The organism is Chloroherpetonaceae bacterium (genome assembly GCA_033763895.1).
Lineage (GTDB): Bacteria > Bacteroidota > Chlorobiia > Chlorobiales > Thermochlorobacteraceae > JANRJQ01.
This window is the reverse complement of the sequence record JANRJQ010000010.1, coordinates 449462-470479: the sequence shown is the minus strand read 5'-3', so window position 1 is coordinate 470479 and position 21018 is coordinate 449462. Positions and strand designations below refer to the sequence as shown.

The window sequence follows — 21018 nt, the reverse complement described above, 5'->3', positions numbered from 1 at the left end:
CTTGAAAAGTCAATAAATCAGAAATAAAAAGCAAAAAAGCAGTTGAGCATAAGTTTCACTAAACTACTGCTGAACTGCTTTACTACTTGAAGAACGAACGGAATACTTCCAATGCATTGCAAAGGATTAAATCAATACTTCTTCACTTATATTGAACGAACCAATCGGCTAAATAAGTCCTAAAAGTCAAGTTTATTTTAACAATTAGACCAATGAGCAATCAATTTGCCGAGACTAAATACAATTATTTTAAGCAATATGCAATCAATTCTAAGCTATATTTTCCTCCCAGCACTCATTTGGCTTCTCTTTAAGAGTTTACGGTTTGACAAAAAGAACTTTACCGCATTTTCAGACGAAATTAGCCTATCCCATAAACACAAGGAAAGAGGGAATCTACCCATCATCTTTGCTTTCTGGCACGGCAAAATGCTGACAGGTTGGCTTATATCAAAAAAAATCAACCAGAAGATGGGTCGTAAAAAAGGATTTGCTGTTGTTAGTTTATCAAAAGATGGTAGTATGCTCGCCGGTGCGCTGAGCGCATTAGGGTTTGATTTGATACGAGGTTCAAGTTCACGAGGGAAGGAAGAAATGGTACACGAATTGAAAACCGCGCTGAGTGAGGGTCATACTGTTTTTATTACTCCCGACGGACCTCGCGGCCCAAGAGAAATCTACAAATATGGTTCATTTCGCTTGGCTTCTGAATGCAAAGCATCCGTTGTATTTCTAAAAATCACACATAAAAACTGCTGGGTTTTGAAGAAAAGTTGGGATCAGTTTGAAATACCTAAACCGTTTTCCACAGTTTATGTGTCAATAAAACAGATCTCTGATTTAGAATTTTCAAGTGAAGCTTCGTTGCGTCTTTTTACAGAGTCCTTTCAAAACGAAATCAAAAGCCTTCCCTAACATCGATTTCTACAGTTTCATTTTTGGCAAAGTCTCAAAATACTTAAGCTCTTCTTCGCTACTTTCAAAAAATCGAATGATTCCATTTTCAAGAATGTAATCTTTGAAAACACCCTCCCTAAAAGCTTCTTCCGCTTTTATTGGTGTTAAATTTCCTTTGATTAACCAATCTTCTCGAATGAAAAATGCATTGAGACCAGCCTTGTTTGTCCCCAATAATTTATACCCCTTTTTTTCTCCTAATTCTTCAAACGCCTTTAGCGAGGCTCCAAATAAGGTTCTATGGGGAGATTTTTCACGGTAAAAATTCGGATCATAAGGAATCGTATAAGCACCTTCTTTTCCAAAACGGTAATTGTATTCTAGCACTACAATAATCGGGCTTATGACAGTGATTTCCTTCCAAACCCAATAATCATTTCCATCAATATCGATCGATAACAGCCCAATTTCTCCGGTAAGCCCGTTTTCCTCTAATAGTTGATTGATATTCTCCGCAGTGATAAATGCACAAACCGCTTTTAACTTGGAGCGCCAATAAATATCACTCTTTAAAATCTCGTTGATATTTTCTTGGTTTCCATCCAGAACCAATCCACTCCAAGAATGCTTTTGAAGCAATAATCTTGTATTGGATTCGAGATAATTTTCTACGCCAAATTCAACAAATATTTTTTTTTCAATCGGTAATTGATTAACCAAAAAGTCAATAAGCCCATCTTCACCCCATTGAGAAAAAATTCGAAATTCATAATCATTGAATTCCAATTGTGTTTTCATTGATTGGAGTTGACGAGATTCGATTCTTGCGAGGGATTGTTGAACGATATCCAATCTCCTTTCAAGATCTTGAATTCCTGAAAGCCTTTTAATTTCAGATTTTATCTTTTTGACTATGGAAAACATTCTTCAATTATGATAAAAGTTTTTCGACTTCTTCAATTAACTGTTGATCTCTCTTCGCAGACTGAAAATTTTCAACTACCCTTTCACGACCTTTTTTTCTTAAATCGTCTCTAAGCAACGCTTGTTGAATCGCTTTAACAGTAGCATCGACATCCCCAAAAGGAGCGTAAAGCCCTGCATCGGAAGTAATTTCAGGAAGGGCTGAAACCGGAGTAACAAGTGACAAACATTCACAGCTCATTGCTTCAATATTTGCTATTCCAAACCCTTCATGTGCAGAAAGCTGTGCGTAAACTTTCGCTTTTTGATAAAATCTCAAAAGTTCATTATCACTCACTCTCCCTGCAAAGATCATATTTGATGGTTTATCATCAACAACCCTTTTCGCTGAATTGTCAACCTTCCCGATAATCACAAACTGAACATCCGGCAATCTCTTCGCCGCTTCAATCAGTGTTAGAACGCCTTTTTGACGAACCGAGTAGTCCGCTACTGTTGCACAAACAGAAACAACCAAATCTTGCTTCCTAACCGTATTTGAAGGTGAAAAATATCCTGAATCAACGCCAAAGTAAATGGTTTTGATATTTTTTGAACCAGAGTACTTTTGAACATCTTTTGAGGAGTAATTTGAGTAAGGAAATATGGCATCTGCGAATCTCAATCCAAATCTCTGAAAAAAACGTTGTATCGGGTGCTTCATTTCACCCCAATCAATCGATGGTTCATAGGAAATCTCATATCCACCGGTAATTACAAATACTTTTTTATTGAGGATCTTTGAAAGCGGAATAACCAAAAAAGACACAAGTGGGATAGAGATGTAAATCCAAACTGCATCAGGTTTCCAGCATAAAATTTTATAATAGGCAAAAATCGCGATTGAAACTTTTTTTGGAAAGAGAACTTTACTGAGATCAATTACTTCAATGTCAAATTTTTTTCTAAGATTCGCTAAGTCGTTTTGAATATATGTGGCAGTAAGATATGGGCATATGAGAAGAATTTTCTTTTTGGTCATTGCTTCCTTGCGTAAAGATAGAGATGATCATAAAGAGGGATTTGATTTATGGGTAATTCTGCAAGGGTCATTCCAATCAGATGCTCTGCAATTCTAAGAGGCTTAATCTTAAATTCTGTCATACCACCATAGGTATATTTCTTCCTTTCGATTTGAAAACCGTTTTCATTTAAGAGATATTGAAGAGATTTTTCTGAAAAAAAGAATTGGTGGATTGGAGGAGTGTACATCATCCATTTTTCGCCTTTTAGTTTTGCTTTAAGCGCATTTGTTGCTCCGGTTAGAATAACTAAAATCCCATTTTTTTTCAACCATTTGCTTATCATCCGAATAGAATGGTAAGGGTCATCAAGATGCTCAATTATCATGTACATCGAAATAACATCAAAACTATTTTCTTCAAATACACATTCCTCCAATGGTTTTTGAAAAACTTTGATTCCTTTCTGCTCCGCAATAGTCGCTACTGTAGGAGCAAGTTCAATTCCGAATTTTTGCCAGCCTTGATCCCAAAATGATAAAAATAAACCATCATTGCATCCGATATCCAAAACACTTCCTTTCTCTTTGGAAAGTCGTGAAACAAATTTCGCTTCTCTCCTCCAATAGCGAATCACATTTTTATTTACAGAATTGCTAAAATGGGTATCGTCAAATGCTTCTTCCTGAGCCCTAATTAAACTCTCATCACTAAGTCTCTCTGTGAATTCTGCGTCGCAATGAAGGCAAGAATAAATGGGATAGGATTGAATCTTAAACTTTTGCTTTATTCGATTTGATTGACACAAACGGCATTTAATTTCCATTAACTTACCCTCGGATTAGTTTTTTTGCTGCAATCGTAACAGATTCAGGTTCAATCTGGTTTAAGCAATTTCGATGACCACAAGTAAAGGCGTTTATTCCTTCTTTTTCAAGCATTCCTAATCTTAAGCAAGGAGAGCATTCGATCGGTTGCCAAATATCAATAAATGGCCCTTCTTTCCATTTCTTAAATCCATAATAAAATGAAGGTCCAAAAATTCTTACCGAAGGCCGATTTAGTAACAAGGCAAGATGTCCTAACCCACTATCGTTCCCAAGAAATAATGATGAATGTTCGATGATAGAAGCTACTGTATATAAATCTTGATTGAAACATCCAATAAGACTTGCTTTAGACATCATTGTTAAAGGTTGATAGATATCTTCTTCTGACGGGGTCCCCAATAACACAATAGTTTCAAAATTTTCAGAAAGATTATCAAGTACTTTTGCCAGTCTCTCCAAAGGATATCGTTTGTAATCTTGTGAAGAAAACGAACCCGCATGAACGGTCAAAAAACTTCCAGAGCGAACTGAATTCTCATTCATCCAAGTTTTAGCTTTTATCTTGTATGATTCTGGAATCATCAATTGCCAATTCATTTCAAGTAAAACATCTTCCCCTAATAAGAGTTTATTGAATTCAAATTCACTTCGTTTCTCACTTGCTCTTTCGAGAAGATAATGATTTGTAAATAAGAAGCTATAAAACCAAGTCCAACCGTACTCTTTGACCAACCCCACTGTTTGTTTCCTACCTGTAACCAATCCGGGAAGAATAAAAAATATACTCTGAGAAGAAAGGTAAGTTATAAAAACCTCTTCAAATGAAAATTGAATGAGTTTCAAATTCAACTTAAAAGCCACTTTCCAATTCTCGGGTAAAACACTAAAAGTGAGTAGTTCATCAAATAGGTGACGCTGAGTTTCATAAATCTTTGAACCCGCTGAGTGGTGATTTGTAAGAAGTACTACTTTTCTATCAGAAAACTTTTTTCTGAATTGCTCTAAAACCGGAACAAATAGAATAGCATCACCTATTCCTCCAACTGCCACAATAAGAATTGATCCGTGTTCTTTGACTTGTTTTCGAAAAAACTTTCGCAAAAAGGCCCAACTCAAAAGCAGGGAAAAAAGAAGGATCTGAAAAATCTTCTTCACACAACTCTGATGATTGAAATTTTTAGAATGAGTGAGATTTCCCTATCGAAGCAAATCTTCTAAGCTCGTGGCTTTATCGGTTTTCGAATCACGATATTTGATAATAATTGGGGTGTAAATCGAAAGATTGTGTTCCAACGCAAAAGTGTTTTTGATCCCTCGAGAACCTGCTACAACAACTGCACCTCTTGGAATAATCAACGGCGAATCCTGCATTTTTCGAAGAATGTTGCCATTAACAATATCATAAACTGGGGTTGAACCATTAAGAATAACACCGGTTCCAATCACTGCTTTTTCACACACAATTGTTCCTTCATAAATCCCGCAATTCCCCCCAATCATCACATCATCTTCTATGATTACTGGCATTGCTCCAATTGGCTCTAGGACACCTCCTATTTGAGATGCTGCAGAGAGATGCACCCTTTTTCCAATTTGGGCGCAACTTCCAACCAACGCATGTGAATCAATCATTGTTCCCTCATCAACGAACGCCCCAACATTGATATAAGCTGGCGGCATCACCACAACTGAGGTTGATAAATAAGCACCGCTTCTCACGGACGTCCCACCCGGTACTATTCTAACTTTATCAATTTCAGAGTAATGCCGAACTGGATAAGTATCCTTGTCAATGAATGTCAATTGCTTTGGTTCAGTCCCAACTTCAATTTTTCTCATTTCTCCAAGTCTAAAACCCAAAAGAATTCCTTGCTTAACCCATTGGTTTACCTGCCAACTGTCTCCAATCTTTTCAGCCGCTCGCAATTCACCCTTATTTAATCGGTTTAAGAACTCACTAAAATAGATACGAGCATCGGTTTGACGCTTTAGTTCTTCAAGTGGTAGTAAAGCAAGCTTTTCAATAACTTCTTTAAGGTTTGATAAATTGTGCATGATTAATATTGAACCAATCTTTTAAGAGTTTCATAAATCAATTTGTCATTGGGCAACACGGCCTCTTCTTGATCTGGATGATATGGAACTGGGGTATCTAATGCACCAATTCTCATCACTGGTGCATCCAAAGAGGTAAAGGCGTTTTCAGAAATAAACGCAGCGATTTCTGCTCCAAATCCTTGAGTTAAATTATCTTCATGTGCGACGAGCACTTTGCTTGTTTTATTTACCGATTTTAGAATAGCGTCTTTATCATAAGGAATAATTGAACGAAGATCAATGACCTCTATTGAAAAGCCCAATTCATTTTCGATTCTTCTTGCAGCTTCAAGGGCTCTTTGTACCAATGCTCCGTAAGTAATAACCGTTGCGTCATTTCCAACTTTAGCCACCCTTGCTTTTCCGATTTCTACAAAATAATCTGCAGAAGGCTCCGGTGATTTCGAAAAATTCTGACGGTATAAATATTTGTGTTCTAAAAATAGTATAGGATCATCAGAGCGACATGCCGTTTTCAATAAACCTTTTGCATCTTGCGCAGTTGATGGGAAAACAATCTTTATTCCGGGGCAATGCGCGAAAATCGATTCAATATTTTGTGAATGGTAATGCGCCCCGTGAATATATCCTCCTACTGCAACACGAATGACAACCGGGCAACTCCAAGCCCCATATGAACGATATCTCATATATCCAAGCTCATTTCGAATTTGCATCATCGCCGGAAATATGTAGTCTCCAAATTGAATTTCAACGACCGGTTTATAACCCGCAATTGCTAAACCAATTGCAGTTCCAACTATCGAACTTTCTGCCAATTGAGAATTAAAAACTCGTTCTTTTCCAAATTTGGTTGTCAAACCTCGTGTTGCAGTGAATACGCCTCCTTTTCCGCCCGCAACATCCTCTCCATAGACAAGCATTTTGGGGTTATAATCAAGTTCTTCTTCCAATGCTCTATTGATTGCATCAACCATTACAATAGGTTGTCCAACATTCGAGTTCAATTCATACTCAAATCCAAACGCCTTTTCGCTGAAAATGTGATTTGTGATGGTTTCTACTGTTGGGTCTGGCCTTTTATCTGCCCAATCTGCAGCGTCATCAATTTTAACTTTAGTAGAATTCTTGATTTCAAATAATTCTTCTTTACTTATAATTTTTTCATCTACAAGAGCTTTTTCATAAATATGCAAGCAATCGTTTTTTTTATCTTCCTCTAACTCTATTGCATCTCTGTATTTATTGTGATCGTCAGAAGAGGAATGAGGTAACAGTCTGACAACTTTTGCGTTAATAAGTACAGGACCTTTTCCGGATCTTAGCAATCCCACAGCTTCTTTTGCAACATCATAACTCTCAAAAAAATCGTTTCCATTTAAGTCAAAGCGGGTTAACCCTTCATATCCCGAGGTTAACTTATATACCGAGTTTCCAGCAGTTTGCTCTTCTATAGGAACGGAAATCGCATACCCATTATCTTGAATAAGAAATAATACTGGAAGCTTGTCTCTTGAAGCCCAGTTGAGTGCCTCATGAAAATCTCCTTGAGAAGTTGTTCCTTCGCCGCTTGAGACATAGACGACTTCATCTCTTCCAAACTTCATATTTTCCCTTTTACAAGCAATTGCAGTTCCAACAGCCTGTAGATACTGAGTACCTGTTGGAGATGATTGTGACACAATTCTCAAGTCTTTGTGCCCCCAATGCGCGTACATTTGCCGTCCCGCCGTGCTTGGTGCCTCAGCCTTTGCAAGAAAATCTAACATTACCTCTTCGAGTGTAAATCCTAAAGCCATACAAAAAGCTAAGTCTCGGTAGTATGGATAAGACCAGTCGTAGCCACCTTTCAGGTGCTTACCAACTGCAATTTGAACCGCTTCATGACCTGAAACACCAATGTGAAAAGACGCCTTTCCTTGCTTTAGCATAATAAGAAGCTTTTCATCGACTCTTCTTCCTTGATTCATCAGGATATAAATATCCAACAACTCATTCTTGCTAAATCGCTTTAAGAGGTTACGATTCGTCTTTCCTCCAGATTTTGACTTAGCAGTTTTTTTTCTTTCTTCTTGAAGTTCAGCAAACGCCATAAGATTATTAGGTTGATTTCGGAAATGTTCTTTATTCTTATTGATCAATGCAAGTTATAAATTGCAATACTTGTAAACTATTGATTAAGTAATTTTTTGCAAAATGATCTGCCTTAACAGAGACTGACACTATTCAAGTTTTACTCTATATCGATTTGAACCCGCGATACAATAATAGGAATAAGTCTTTTCCTTAGGGAAGTGCATAACTTGAATAATGTTCTTTTGATCGTCATAGAGTTCCATTAGACAAGAATTCAAAATGTCAAATTCTTTAATTTCCGAATTCGAATTAAACTCTAACTGATACCACCACATATCTCCTTCTTCACCACTTGATATAATACCAAGTTTTACAGATTTTCCTGAAACTGCAAGTTCGAGTTTGTTTCGGAGATATAATCTAAAGATACTATCCAATTTAGTAGAAGGCTCTAAACTTGAGAATTCATGAGAAAATGATTGAAGTGCAAGCGTTAAATCGTCTTTAAAGAAAGAAATTTTCATCATACCATTTTTTCCTTCAATGGCGATTTTCAAATAAGAAACATGAATGTTGTGAGTACAATAAACAGCTTCTTGCTTTTTGTATGTTCTTCTCAAATGCTGTCCTTCTTTAAAATTAAACAAATGATACCCTTTTGCTATTTGAAATAAGATTCCGCAAAGAAGCAGATAAAAAATCAACATAAAATAGGTTTTATTAAAAGGGATATTCTTTGTCATTTATTAAAGCGATATTTTTTATTTTCTATTATTTTTTCTTACATTTCGGCTCTACTTAGAAATTTATGAAATGAATTTAAGTCATTTTGACATGATAAATCACTACCTGATTGTGAATTTTTTCCGGAATGAAAAGATCCTTTTTATTTTACTATTTCTTTTCACCACATCTACATCTCTTCTTAGCAATAGCTTAGATGAAAACTTAAGAAAGAAAAAGCCTTCACGCAATCATTCTACATCTTTTGTTCTGTCAGGTGAGTCTGAAGACGAAAGATTAGAAGAAGCTTCTCGAAAGATTGATCAGATTTTACGCACTGTTAGAAGAGGAAAGTTTGGTGTGGCCATACAAACCTTAGATGGTAAATTAGTTTACGAAAGAAATTCAACAAATTTGTTTAAGCCAGCATCAAACCTGAAGCTTGTAACATCTGCTATTGCCCTTGTTAAACTTGGACCTAATTTTCAAATACAGACTCAATTGTTTATTGATGGACCAATTCAAAATGGGGTTTTGCAAGGCAACCTAATTCTCTCGGGAAGTGCAGACCCAATCCTTTCTGGATTTTTTGATAAAAGGATGAATGAGATTGTTCAATCTTGGGTTGATACTTTAGTTTCAATGGGAATCCATCAAATTGCAGGTGAAGTAATTTTAGATAATAGTTATTATGTCGGAAATTTTGGTAAAGAAGAAAATGATGAATATCAACCCGTTAAATTTTTTACGGTAGCAAACTTTAAAAGAGCTGATGCAAATCAAGTTGCAAAAGTATCACGATACCGATACGTGAAAACCAAAAATGGCAAAAAGCGATTAATTCGATATGGTTTAAGGAGAGGTAAAAACCTCCAAAAGACAACAATTGAGCCAAATATCTATTGTGCAAATTTATTACTTAAAGAGCTTAAAATCCGTCAAATTGTCAGTGAAACTCAATCTGAAGTTGAGAAAATTAATTACTCATATAAAATTGATCGTACAAATTGGCAACATATTTACACCTATTATTCACTGCCTCTAACAGAAATGCTAAAAGTACTGAATAAAGAATCTGATAATTTTTATGCAGATCAAGTTTTACGTACGCTTGGTGCAGAATACTTAGGTGAGGGTACAATTGAGAAAGGTCTTGAAATTGTTTCTCGATTTTTAATTGATAAAGTTCGACTTTCCCCAAAATCGTTTAAGTTAGCTGACGGCTCAGGTCTTTCACATGATAATGCTGTTACCCCTTTAGTCCTAGTTAAGGTTATGAATTATATGCAAGAAAAGTCTCCATATTTTGAAGAATACTATGAGTCATTATCAATACCAACTGTGGACGGGACACTTGCTGACCGCATTAATCACGAACTTGCTACTAACATTCGCGCAAAAACAGGTTCTATTAGTGGTGTAATTTCACTTTCTGGTTATCTTAAAAGTCGTAATGGCTCAAACATGATGTTTGCCATTATTTGTAATGGAACTAATAGAAAATCTGTAAAAGCGATTGAAGATCGAATTTGCAAATTACTTCTTGAGATTTGATGAAAGTTAATGATTCTCTTTCTCCGGTATTAAAAGCAGTAGGTCTTTCTAAATTTTTTAATAATGAAATAAGATCTCTCGAAATACTTAAGAATGTATCCCTTGATTTATTTCCTTCAGAAACCGTCTCGATAATTGGTAAATCAGGTTGTGGAAAAACAACTTTATTGAACATTCTTGCAACTTTGGATTTACCTGACTCTGGTTCTATTTACTATGAAAATACACTAATCACAAAACAAAAAGGGTATTCTCTTAATCAAAAAGAATTAACGTCATATCGAAATAACTTTTTAGGTTTTGTTTTTCAGTTCCATCACCTGATGGAGGACTTTACCGCTCAAGAAAATGTGGCATTTCCTCTTTATATTAAATCTGGCGACAAAAAAAAATCTGCCTCAGAAGCGATTCGATTACTTGATAGTGTAGGAATGGGAGATCGACTAAACCATTTACCATCCCAATTATCTGGTGGTGAGCAACAAAGAGTTTCTTTATGTAGAGCTCTCATTAATAAACCTCGTATTATTTTTGCTGATGAGCCTACCGGAAATTTAGATTCAGATACCGGTGATTTGATTTATCAATTAATTTTATCTATCTCAGAGAAAGAAAAAGTAGCTTTTCTAATTGTAACACACAGTGAAAAATATGCTTCACTTACTTCCAGAGCATTTGAAATGAAGAATGGGAGTTTAATTCGTGTCAAATAAAAAAGGGGCAAAATGCCCCTTTTTTATAAAGATTTTTTGTATAAATGATTTACCGGCTAATTGAGGTTAATGTTCGATTAGAAATTCTCACTGGTCGGTCGGTAATTTTATTACTGTGCATAATTTTTCTACCCTGTTCATTGATTTCATAAGAAATATCACCAAATCTCTTGTGATCTACATTTGCTTCAAGTTGAACCCTTTCCATTACAAATTTGATCCTAGGAACTGGTACAGTAATCTTGATTTCAATCGCTTTTAAGGTAACATCTTTGTTCTCACCCGCTTTTTTTTCTACTTTAACCGTTGTTTTCCCCTTTTTTTCCGTCTTAGTTTGAGCAGAAATTGAGACCGTGGTGAAAAAACATAGCAGCATTAGAAATATTTTAAGCATAATTGTGCGCATTTTAATTTGGATTCACATTTTGCTGACTTCTGATTTGCTCCAACTCAGCTTCTTTAAGCTTTTCATTAGCTTTCTTTCTTTCTTCAAGAACTACTTTTAATAGCTTTTTTAATTGTTCATCCGTTACCTTACCGTAGTAAGTTACATAAATTCCCAGTTTTATCCCTTCTGATGGTATATAGCCCGGTACCCGCAATGAAATATAATTTTCGCCCGGCAATATATCATTCTTCACATCATAAATTGCTTGATTTTCAGAGGTGTTCTTTAAGTAGGTTGAATCAAGTATTACTTGATCACCCTTATCTTGAGGTGAAACTCCTCCTCCAATGTACACAATTTTTGAACCTCTATTGAGCAAACGACCATTTATGTATATTTCAGTAGAATCTTCATCAAACGGAATATCTTTCGAAATTACAAGCTGAGCATCTTTAATGGCTCCATTGAATACAAACTTTTTCTTAAAATACACAAATGGTGGGATAGAATCTGAGTTTGTACCTGATTGAAGGAATTCTCTCGTATTCAAGACTACCATAGCATAAGTTCTTTCGAATTTCTTATTGAACTTTCTGTAACCTTGTGTTCTTCCTTTTGATGTTGAATCTGACTTTAATGTGTCTGATTTTATTGAGTCAGGTTTTGAGGTCTCAATTGGTATTAAAGGCGTTGATGATTTAACCTCTAGAACTTTAACCGATCCTTCTGGAGCGCTTTTTTTACTAATTTTAACATTCTTCAAATCAACCCCAATAGATTTAAGTTGTAAGGTTAATGTTTTTGCCCTTTCATCAATGATTTTTTTTGCCGCTGCCCCCTTCTTTGAAATTTCTTTGTTGCTTATAGTAATCTCAACAACGAGTAAAGGATTTCTTGCTAAGTAGCTACCTAAACTATCTATGATAGTTTTACCAGCTTTTATCGTTGATTTATCTTTATCAAATAATAATCCACCAATAAATTCTATTTCATTTTTCTTGGTCAACATTCCCTCAAAACTTCTTACAGGGGTTACCGATTCTTGAACACTTTGAACAGAGTCATTAGGTACTTTTTGAGTTAACAGAGTTGTACTTGAACTGTCACCAATTGTGGTGCCAACTGTCTTTTGTGTATCAATTTTTGCGACTTCCGGAACTTTGATAACCTTTATCGTAACAGAATCAGTTGCAGTTTTATTTATTATAAGTTGTTTTTGAGGTATTCCATTTGATGACAAATACTTAACCACAGAAAGTGCTCTAGCATCAGTAATCCTCTTTGCTTGTGCACCTTTTTTAGTTAATTGTTGATTCGAAGGCTGCACCTCAAAAGTATAACCTGTTCTATCCTTTATTTCAACGATTAAACTATCTAGTTCAGAATCTTTAGTTATTAACTCCGATTTATCTTTACCGAAGGCAACGAAAATTTTCACATATGATTGATTATCCCTTAAAGATCCTCTGAAACTTCTAATCTCTTTTGGAGTTTCAATGGTTTTCGATTTGACCGAGTCGGTTGGATTAGACTTAGCCGAATCAACCATTACCACTGGTTTATTCAATTTTTCTACTAATTTTGCCGTAGCGTTATTATTACTGGTTTTTGCAAACCGAATCTGCTCATTTTTTACACCTTTGCTGATAAGAAACTCTTTAACGGATTTGTTTCGTAAATCAGATATCCTTTTCAGTGCGGCACCTTTTTTATTTATACCAAAGTTAGATGTAGTTATTTCAACCACCTCATCTGAGTGTCGGTTTAGATAAGATGATAAACTATCCAATTCTACATTTTGTGAACTGATTACCTCGGTATCCTTAACAAATTGAATACTTAATTGGACTTGAGTTCCAATTGTTGTAAAAAGACCGTCAAAAGTTCTTGCAGATACACTTACTGAGTCTTTAGGTACTTCTGATTTAAACTCTTTCTTAGATTCAGTTTTTGTTTCTATGATTTTTTCAAACTTAACTACCTTAAACTTAGTTACAGTGCTTTTTTTATCTCCGGTAAATGTCATTTGCTTGTCTGCGACACCCTTTGTAACAAAATACTTCTTAACTTCACTTTCCCGTTGTTTTATACCTGAGGTAATTGCACGACTCGGAATTTCTTCATTGGAGACAGTCATTTCTATTTGTAGACCCTTTTCCCTTAAAAGCTTTGCAACTAAACTATCAAGTAAAACTTGACCGCCGGTTATTGACGACTTAAACGCCTTTTCGTTGTATGAAAACTTAACTTTATCAAGCACTCTTTCATCGCCAATCGCGGTAACATCCTCGTAGGAAACAGGCGGTGGAATTCTGAACCTAATTAGCTTCACTTTAGTCTCCTCGGAACCTGCATTTCCTGAAACAAGAATTTGATTTGGGTTCGCACCCTTAAGTACTAACTGTTGCTTTAATTCAGATTCTCTTTCTTTAACAGTTTGCGTCCTTAATGTTTTTCCTGTCTTCTTGTCTAATTTTGGTAACTTGTTACTTACTGTTAATTCAATGATATACTCCGGTGAGCGAACTAATTTGGCCGCAAGACTATCAATCTCTTGCATTCCCTCTGCAACATTAATTTCTGTATTTGCAAATTCAATGAAAGTTACTTTTATGTCTCCCTCATTTACAAAATTTTCATACGAAACAGGTTCAGCTTTAATTAATCTTAACGATGTAAATCTTTCACTACCCGTAGGGACTAATTTGAATTGATTTGTTTTAACACCTGCGTTTAGAAAAATTTTCGTTATTAATGTTTCTCTTTGTTTTAGAATTTTGTCGTAATTTTTTTGCTGTGTTGTTGGTATCTCAAAATTACCAGCTTTATACTCTACCAAATAATCAGGTTTATTTGCAATAACTGACGCAACGCTATCAAGAGTTGACCTTCCTGATAAAATAGAATCACCTGCATTATTAAACTTCATTCTTATATTGAAAACATCACCTTTTACTGCAAACCTAGGTGGAGCATATGATACTTTTCTTGCGGTAAACCAAATTGCAGCAACATCTATATCTTTATATGATGTTAAAGTATCATTTCCAGATTTTTTTGTCTCTATTATTTGAAGTTTTTTTACTTCTTCGTTGACTGTTGCTGGTTGCCAATTATTTGATTTGGGATAGGTGTTTTTAAACCATTCATAAGTATCTTCTTCAGGAATTGAAGTTGAATAAGTCCAACCGGTAGGTGAAACATCCAGTAATTCTTGAATTGATTCAGTACCTAAGAGTCTCAAATACTTAACTCGATCACTTTCTACTAAAAGTTCTAAAGACTTTTGGGTATATTCATTTTGAATTTGATATTCGTCAATTAATATTACTGAGTTCTGAAGAATAAGCTGTGCTACAGATTTATACAAATTTGCTACAGGTTGGTATTGTAAAGCGGCCTCTCCATACCAATATTTATTTTCACCTGTTTGAGGATCAAAGTAATTTGCAATTTCATTATATCTTTTTACCCTTTGAATTAATGAATCCGAACGGTGCAAACTAAGTTCTCCAAGTTCGTAAACAAATTTAGATGCTTTATTTGCGATTCTTAAAGTATCAGCAGAGTTTGACTCTCTTAGTAATTGAAAAGCTTTAGAATATTGACCTAGTGCGTCATTAACCAAAGCATTAAACACTGTAATGACCTGTTGCATTTTAGCAGATCTTAATGATAAAAAGCGAGTATCTCCTGCTGTTTGGTTTTTAATACTATCTAATCTATTTCTATACTCTCTATCTAAGTTATCAAACAAGCCTAACGCTAATCGCGCAATTGAGTCAACTCTTTCTACACTCAATGAAGCCAATCTTATTATAGCTTTTTCCGAATCTTTGATGTATTCACTATTTTGATCTAACCCGAGACCTTTTTCTTTAGTCCTTGAAACGCCTAGTTTGTAGGTGTTAATTGCCGATTCAGCGTAAGGCTGTACATATTCCTTCGCAAATCTTGAGAGTACAGTTAATTCTAAAACATCCCCAATAAATAAATCAATAGTGCTTTTTGTTCTACCTTTTCCAACAGTCCTTCGTAATACTTTATTTTTTATATCAATTGGAACAGGTATATCCAAAAATAAGTAAGCATTTTTTTCTTTGAGTTTTGCAGCTTTGAAATACATTTCGCTGACTTTTCTTCTAGCCTTTACAAGGCTTCCTTCGATACTTGCGAGAAAAACACTATCAGGCGGACTTTTACCTTCTTCTGAAATCCACCGGTCAACTAAAGGCTTTAGTGTGAGTAGCTTTGAGTTAATCGAGTCTGTATTTGTCAAATCAATTCCGGTGGCTTTTTGATTTAGAATAGAATATAATTCTTTTGAAAATTCCTTTGCAGAATCAGGGGTAGGATTTTTCAAAAAGTCATCTCTAAATGCTAACATCTTTTTTATTGTGGTGATGTAGGACACACCCGCATTACCAAAAAAATTTGCTGCATCATCATTTGCCAAAGCTTCAACCCCAGCTTTTGCTACACCGGCAGGAATTTGTTTTCCCTCTCTATTTTTAGCTTTTTTTAATGTATCAGGTAGTTTTTCATATTGCAAGGCTACTTCTTCGTTTAAGTAAGCATCTGAATAAAAAGCATCAATTGAACGGTAAGTATTTGAACCTGCTAAAGCAAATATTAAAGAGTCTAAGAATTTCTTTTTTGAGTCCTTTGCTTGTGAGTCATAGCGAATAGCCCTAATTGTATCTCTCTTTAATTTTGCAATTGAATCTTGCTTAATTTGTTGGCGTGTTTTCTTTGTTGAAGCAACAGTCTTTGAAGATTGGCTAGGCTCATCACTAATTTTAATTTCTTCAAACGCTTTGTCAAGAATAATCATCTTGATAGGGGCTTGTAAAAATGAAGAAAGTTGATAATTTTTGAGCTTATAAATACTCTCAGCTGAATAAATCTGAGTAGAACCGTTATCCTTTTTCTTTTGCTTAAGTTCAGCTTGTCGTGCAATAACTTTTCCAAATTCTGTTTTTGCTCCAGTTGTATCCAATTCCTTTTCGCGCATTTCACCTCTTCTGAAATATGCATAAACCCCTAGTGGGTCATCGGGATAATTATCAGCAAATTGTCCATATGCTTCCTCTACACCCTTCATATTTCCAGATTTTCTAAATTGCTCAATTTTATTAAAGGCAATTTTAGATGCGTTTGGAGAATTGGGATACCTTGCTAAAAATTTATCTGATAATCTTATAGAGTTATTCCAATTATTAGTTTTTTCACTTACTAATTCACTTGTTTTTAATGACTGGAATAAAGCATTTTCTGCAAATGATTCTCCATCTTTTTTAACTTTATAAACTTGATATAATCCAATTGTGTCAGCTTCTGGTAAAGAGTAAACATCACTTATTCTTTCAAGCGAAGATGTCACACTATCATATTGACTTGCTAATTTGTATGAATTGACAATTCCAGAGTAACCTCTAACAACGTTCTTCTTGAATTTTGCATTCTTAATCAAATAATTGTAGAGTCTTACTGCATCATTTGTTGCCTTAGCAGAATCATATGTTTCAGCTGCTTTCATTAGGGCTTCGTCAACATACTCCCAATCGGGTACACTTAAAGCTGCTCTTTCGTATTCTTTTGCTGCCGCGAAATAATTTTTTTTAGATTCATATAATTTAGCTCTTTCATTGATAGAAGAGCCTACATAACGATAACCCTCTCTTCTTATTAGAGAATCTTGTTTTGTTCCTGACTTTGGACCATAATAAAGAGCTTTAGCTAATTGTTCGCTTCTACTGAAGTCTCCCGATTCGTAAGCGGCGTACATTAAAGGAACGATTGTACTTGGATAAATTGGTTGTATCGGATAATATAAAACCAATCGTGAATTCACTTCTTTGTACTTATCGTTATATCCTTTTGCTCTATAAAAATTTGCTAACTTGAAAATTGCAAATGCAGAAACTGTATCGTGAGGATACAACCTGATATAGTTATCAACAACATCTATAAATTTTTGTTCTTCGGGCAATATTTCTAATGGTGGTAGATTTGAAGCCCGAGTAGCAGTGTCAATTGTAGGATCTGAAAATCCTATTTTCTTTGCTTCACATATTGAATTCGTTATTTCATATGCTCTGCCAATTGCATATTTTCTATATGAAATTAAACTGTCTTCCCTCAATGGATAAGGCATTTCATCCCAAGCAAAATTTCTAGCTATACTCATGTATGCTTTTAGAGCATCATCAATCTTGCCAAGTTTGTCTTCTAAAATGATTGCACGTTGAAATTGCGTGTAATATGAAATTGAATCATATCTTGAAAATAATTTCGCATATTGCTCAATATCATCTACGGTTTTTTGGTATAATACTTTAGATTTGATTGTATCTTTTCTAATTGCTTCAGAATACTCTGTAGCTTCACGGCCTTCTTCAAGTACTTGAGCACGGCTGCTTGAATAAAGAATATTTTGAAACAGAGCTTCTTTACTGATACTGTCCGTAAAGGCAAGCACAGAAATATCAAATCCAGAAGTGAATACGCTTTGATCTTCAAAAGAAAGTAGTCTTCCCTTTTTCTGAGCATCAATTCTGCGTTTCATGTTCTGAAACCACTCACTATTTCTTCCATAAACATAAAATAGATTATTTCTTTGCTCATAGAGAATTTCTAGCCCTTTATCTTTTGCTTCTCCTTGAAGTTCGCCGTTTTCAGTAATTAATTTATATTGATCGATTACTCTTTGAGCTATTCTTGGGGCTCTCTCATACTTTGGATATCTTTTTAACAGGGCAAAGTAAATCGAGTTGATTTTTAAGGGATTCTCTTTTAATTCCGTGTATTGTTCTGCAAGCTTTTCGTAAATAAGTGGTGCATATCTTCTTGGAACTTTTGAAGAACCAAAATATCGATCAAGTCTTTCAACACCGGTAGAGTCACTCCCAATGGTTCGACTTGTTGATTGATTATCAATTCTCTGTAATTGAAGAAAACAAGTTACCATAATGTCCATTGCCTCGTTTTTCATATCAGGGCGGACATACGGAGGCATTACCTTACCTAAATAAACTTCTTCAGCTTTCTCTATATCATCAATAAGTTGAGTTAAATAAATCACAGCTTCTCTGTATTCATTTGGTTCTTCAACTCCTAAACGGTAATAACACCAAGCCAACTTATATACAGCTTGATAATAATAATCAGAACGCTGTCCTCTCTTGCTAATTAATTCTAAAGCTTTTTTATAATATGGAATAGCTTCACGTGTTTTTCGAGGTTGATTTTTCTTTGACCCAAACAAATACTCTCCAATGAGCATATAGGCATCGACTGTATATCTGCTATCAGGATAACGACGTGAAAGTTGTTGCAAAAGAGTCATTGACTCATTTTTTTTGTCTTCAACCTCTTTTATCGCTTTTCGGTCATCTCCATTATATTTTTGTTCTAATAGAGGCAAATAGTCCGCATATCTTTCACCTAATATGAATGCCTTTCCGTAAAGAGCATCTGCAACATAGGGGCTCTCAGGAAGGTCATTGATAATTTTATCATAGATATTTATGATTCTATCTAATTTTGGGTCTGGTGCTTCTGGGCCTTTTGGTTTTTGTGGAGGAGTTCCAGTTCCTGATGTATCTTGATAAAAAGCTTCTACCTTTTTTTGGTATTCTTTAAATTCGTTGGATTGAAGAAACCTAACAAGTTCTTGATCATAAATTGCTCTTTTTGCGTAATATTCCTCACTGAGTTTGTCATAAAGTAAATCTGCATATCGCATCGCCACTTCATCAATTACCTTACTATCTTGAAATACTTTTATAAATTTCTCGCCTAGTTCAAGACTTGTTTCTGTTAGGATTCTCTTTTGCTCTTTAGCTTTTTCATATTTTTTCTCATATTCATCAACAATTATTTGAATTTGAGAAATTGAATAGTTATTAAATATATTGTCCGTTTCTTCATCACCAGTAACAACCTTAAGGGGAGATTTTGGAAGAAGACGTGACATATTCAAGGCCCTTTTTTGTTCTTGATTGTTCACCTGAACGCTGTCTTCTGGGCTGTTTTTTGCTACAAGCTCGTAATGGCTCAATGATACTATTCCAACGAGAAGCAGAAAAACTTTAGAATATTTCCTCATAATAAATTAAGATTCTTACAAGAAGAAAAAGGGGTTGTAGTTACAATACAATTGCTAAACTTATCACTTGAGGAATGATAAGTTTAGCATGTTTTATTTCTATTAAAAAATTGTTTAATCTTCAGTAAATGAGTACGGAACATCAACTTTCTGAACATTTGATCCGGCTGCTGTGAATCTAAAGCGTCTAATTTTCTGTTGTAAGCACCTTTCTAAAAGTTGGCTTTTAATTGATGATTTCACAACAACAACATTTGCTACTCCTCCGTCAGGTCTTATAAAAATGCTTAGGGTCATTTCACCTCGAATGCTTTCTGTTGAACTTGCTCTTGCTGTTCTGTAGCAATCATCTACGGCCGACCGTTCACTTTGAATTACTTTTTCTATATCGGCTTGGCTTCTTCCACCTGTACTAACAGTCATTTTTTTGAAGTTTGCACTAATGGCAAGAGCCCCCTTTTTGGCGCCAATGCCTAAACCACCACCAAGACCTCCACCTAATCCGCCAGTTTTCCCCGGACCTCCAATTACTCCTGCGCCTGAACCTCCAAAACCGACGTCACCGGAACCACCCAAACCTTGAACACCAGTACCAAATCCTGTTCCTCCCGGAGTTCTTAGTGATGCACCGCCTACTGAAGCAAGAGCGCCTTCTCCTGTTCCAACTGCAGTTGCCGATGGGGTTGGTAATCCACCACCCTCAGAAAATAAACCAGCCATTGCTTCACTTAATGCTGAGGAGACTGCTTGTTCTGTTCCAGAAGCGATTTGTTGCGACTGTTCTTCACTTACAGTAGCGTTTTCAGCCGCAGATTCGCCTGCTACAGCATCTGCTTGTTGGATTTCTTGTTTTTGCACTTCTTGCGGCGGCGGTGGCGGTACCGCTTCAACATTTATTTCTACTCTTTTTCGTTCCTTAAATGCAAGTGAATCTGCATCAGTGATATAGATAGAAACAAAATAAGAAAGAATTGAAACTAACAGAAGAAGTATCGTTGCTCCTAAGCCAAATATCATTCTTCTCTGATATGTCTCTCTGACTTTGTATGCAAAAGGTTTTTCTGCATACCACCTCATCGTAGATTGTCCGCTGAGTTCAGCCGTTCGCTTCATTTTATCTCCTATTTAATGAAATTCTTATTTATTTGCAGATTTATCGTACTCTTCAAGTTTTGCACTTTCTTCAGGTTTTAACTCCACAGTCGCCCATTTCGTAATTCCAGCATTGTAAATTTCATCTAAGGAAGCTATCATAACACCGTAGATCGATTGAGGATCTATTTTTACAACTGTTACAATGTCAGATTTTGTGGAATTTAGTGGATCATCCAAAACACTCTTACGATAAGAGCGTGCTTGTTTTTCTATTTGATCAAAGGGAACTAAAACAGGCTTATTTTGCTCACCTTCAATTCCACGGTGCATGTAAATATTACCGCTTTTTGAAATCTGAATAGTTAAAACATATAGTTGATTCACCTCAACACCCTTACCGCCGCCTTTACTGTCTTCTGGTAATCCAATTTGGAATACATTAGGTTTTGAAAATGAAGTCGTCATCATAAAAAAAGTCAACAATAAAAAAGCAATATCTACCATTGGCGCCAAGTCTACATGCGATGATTCGTCACTTTTTTCGTTGTACTTTTTTATCTTACGCGCTTGGGCATTTGTCTTGCCATCACGCATATGATGTTTTACTTCTCTACCTTTTTCTTCGATTGAATGAGCCATTGTTTCTAAA

General features: G+C 35.4%; 14 protein-coding genes. 3 read left to right on the top strand and 11 right to left on the bottom strand.

The features are described from left to right. Nucleotides 1–258 precede the first annotated feature (258 nt). On the top strand, nucleotides 259–915 hold the full coding sequence (locus tag SFU91_10090) for a DUF374 domain-containing protein (protein ID MDX2129372.1): 657 nt from the start codon (nucleotides 259–261) through the stop codon (nucleotides 913–915). A gap of 9 nt (nucleotides 916–924) precedes the next feature. Here SFU91_10090 and SFU91_10085 read toward each other — a convergent pair whose 3' ends face one another. The 7 genes from SFU91_10085 to SFU91_10055 form a co-directional block, all read right to left on the bottom strand. Next, nucleotides 925–1821 (bottom strand): hypothetical protein, encoded by an 897-nt coding sequence (locus tag SFU91_10085; protein ID MDX2129371.1) that lies wholly within the window; start codon nucleotides 1819–1821, stop codon nucleotides 925–927. 7 nt (nucleotides 1822–1828) lie between these two features. Beyond that, a complete protein-coding gene (locus SFU91_10080) occupies nucleotides 1829–2842 on the bottom strand; it encodes a glycosyltransferase family 4 protein (GenBank protein MDX2129370.1) in 1014 nt (337 codons plus the stop codon). Beyond that, complete coding sequence (locus SFU91_10075; protein MDX2129369.1) at nucleotides 2839–3648, bottom strand: class I SAM-dependent methyltransferase; 810 nt, start codon at nucleotides 3646–3648, stop codon at nucleotides 2839–2841. Before SFU91_10075 ends, SFU91_10080 begins: the two co-directional genes overlap by 4 nt. Before the next feature lie 4 nt (nucleotides 3649–3652). Then, a complete protein-coding gene (locus SFU91_10070; GenBank protein ID MDX2129368.1) occupies nucleotides 3653–4702 on the bottom strand; it encodes a glycosyltransferase family 9 protein in 1050 nt (349 codons plus the stop codon). A 147-nt stretch (nucleotides 4703–4849) separates the two neighbouring features. Beyond that, nucleotides 4850–5707, bottom strand: a complete 858-nt coding sequence (locus SFU91_10065; protein MDX2129367.1) for a 2,3,4,5-tetrahydropyridine-2,6-dicarboxylate N-succinyltransferase — start codon at nucleotides 5705–5707, stop codon at nucleotides 4850–4852. 2 nt (nucleotides 5708–5709) lie between these two features. After that, nucleotides 5710–7803 carry a dehydrogenase E1 component subunit alpha/beta gene (locus tag SFU91_10060; protein ID MDX2129366.1) on the bottom strand — a complete coding sequence of 698 codons (2094 nt, stop codon included), beginning with the start codon at nucleotides 7801–7803 and terminating at the stop codon, nucleotides 5710–5712. 129 nt (nucleotides 7804–7932) lie between these two features. Then, nucleotides 7933–8529 (bottom strand): DUF6702 family protein, encoded by a 597-nt coding sequence (locus SFU91_10055; protein MDX2129365.1) that lies wholly within the window; start codon nucleotides 8527–8529, stop codon nucleotides 7933–7935. Nucleotides 8530–8599: 70 nt separating this feature from the next. Between SFU91_10055 and dacB the strand changes: the two genes are divergently transcribed. Together dacB and SFU91_10045 are read left to right on the top strand one after the other, a co-directional pair. Next, the gene (gene dacB, locus SFU91_10050) at nucleotides 8600–10063 is read left to right on the top strand and encodes a D-alanyl-D-alanine carboxypeptidase/D-alanyl-D-alanine-endopeptidase (protein ID MDX2129364.1); all 1464 of its coding nucleotides are present in this window, start codon (nucleotides 8600–8602) and stop codon (nucleotides 10061–10063) included. Beyond that, nucleotides 10063–10776 (top strand): ABC transporter ATP-binding protein, encoded by a 714-nt coding sequence (locus tag SFU91_10045; GenBank protein ID MDX2129363.1) that lies wholly within the window; start codon nucleotides 10063–10065, stop codon nucleotides 10774–10776. The genes dacB and SFU91_10045 overlap by 1 nt, the downstream gene beginning before the upstream one ends. A gap of 49 nt (nucleotides 10777–10825) precedes the next feature. On the opposite strand, the gene SFU91_10040 is transcribed toward SFU91_10045, so the two are convergent. From SFU91_10040 to SFU91_10025, 4 genes are all read right to left on the bottom strand, one after another. Continuing rightward, nucleotides 10826–11182 carry a hypothetical protein gene (locus SFU91_10040; protein MDX2129362.1) on the bottom strand — a complete coding sequence of 119 codons (357 nt, stop codon included), beginning with the start codon at nucleotides 11180–11182 and terminating at the stop codon, nucleotides 10826–10828. Nucleotide 11183: 1 nt separating this feature from the next. Then, nucleotides 11184–19274, bottom strand: coding sequence for a tetratricopeptide repeat protein (locus SFU91_10035; protein MDX2129361.1), 8091 nt, complete (start codon nucleotides 19272–19274; stop codon nucleotides 11184–11186). 114 nt (nucleotides 19275–19388) lie between these two features. Further along, nucleotides 19389–20387, bottom strand: coding sequence for a TonB family protein (locus SFU91_10030; protein ID MDX2129360.1), 999 nt, complete (start codon nucleotides 20385–20387; stop codon nucleotides 19389–19391). Nucleotides 20388–20411: 24 nt separating this feature from the next. Next, the gene (locus SFU91_10025) at nucleotides 20412–21008 is read right to left on the bottom strand and encodes a biopolymer transporter ExbD (GenBank protein ID MDX2129359.1); all 597 of its coding nucleotides are present in this window, start codon (nucleotides 21006–21008) and stop codon (nucleotides 20412–20414) included. Nucleotides 21009–21018 lie beyond the last annotated feature (10 nt).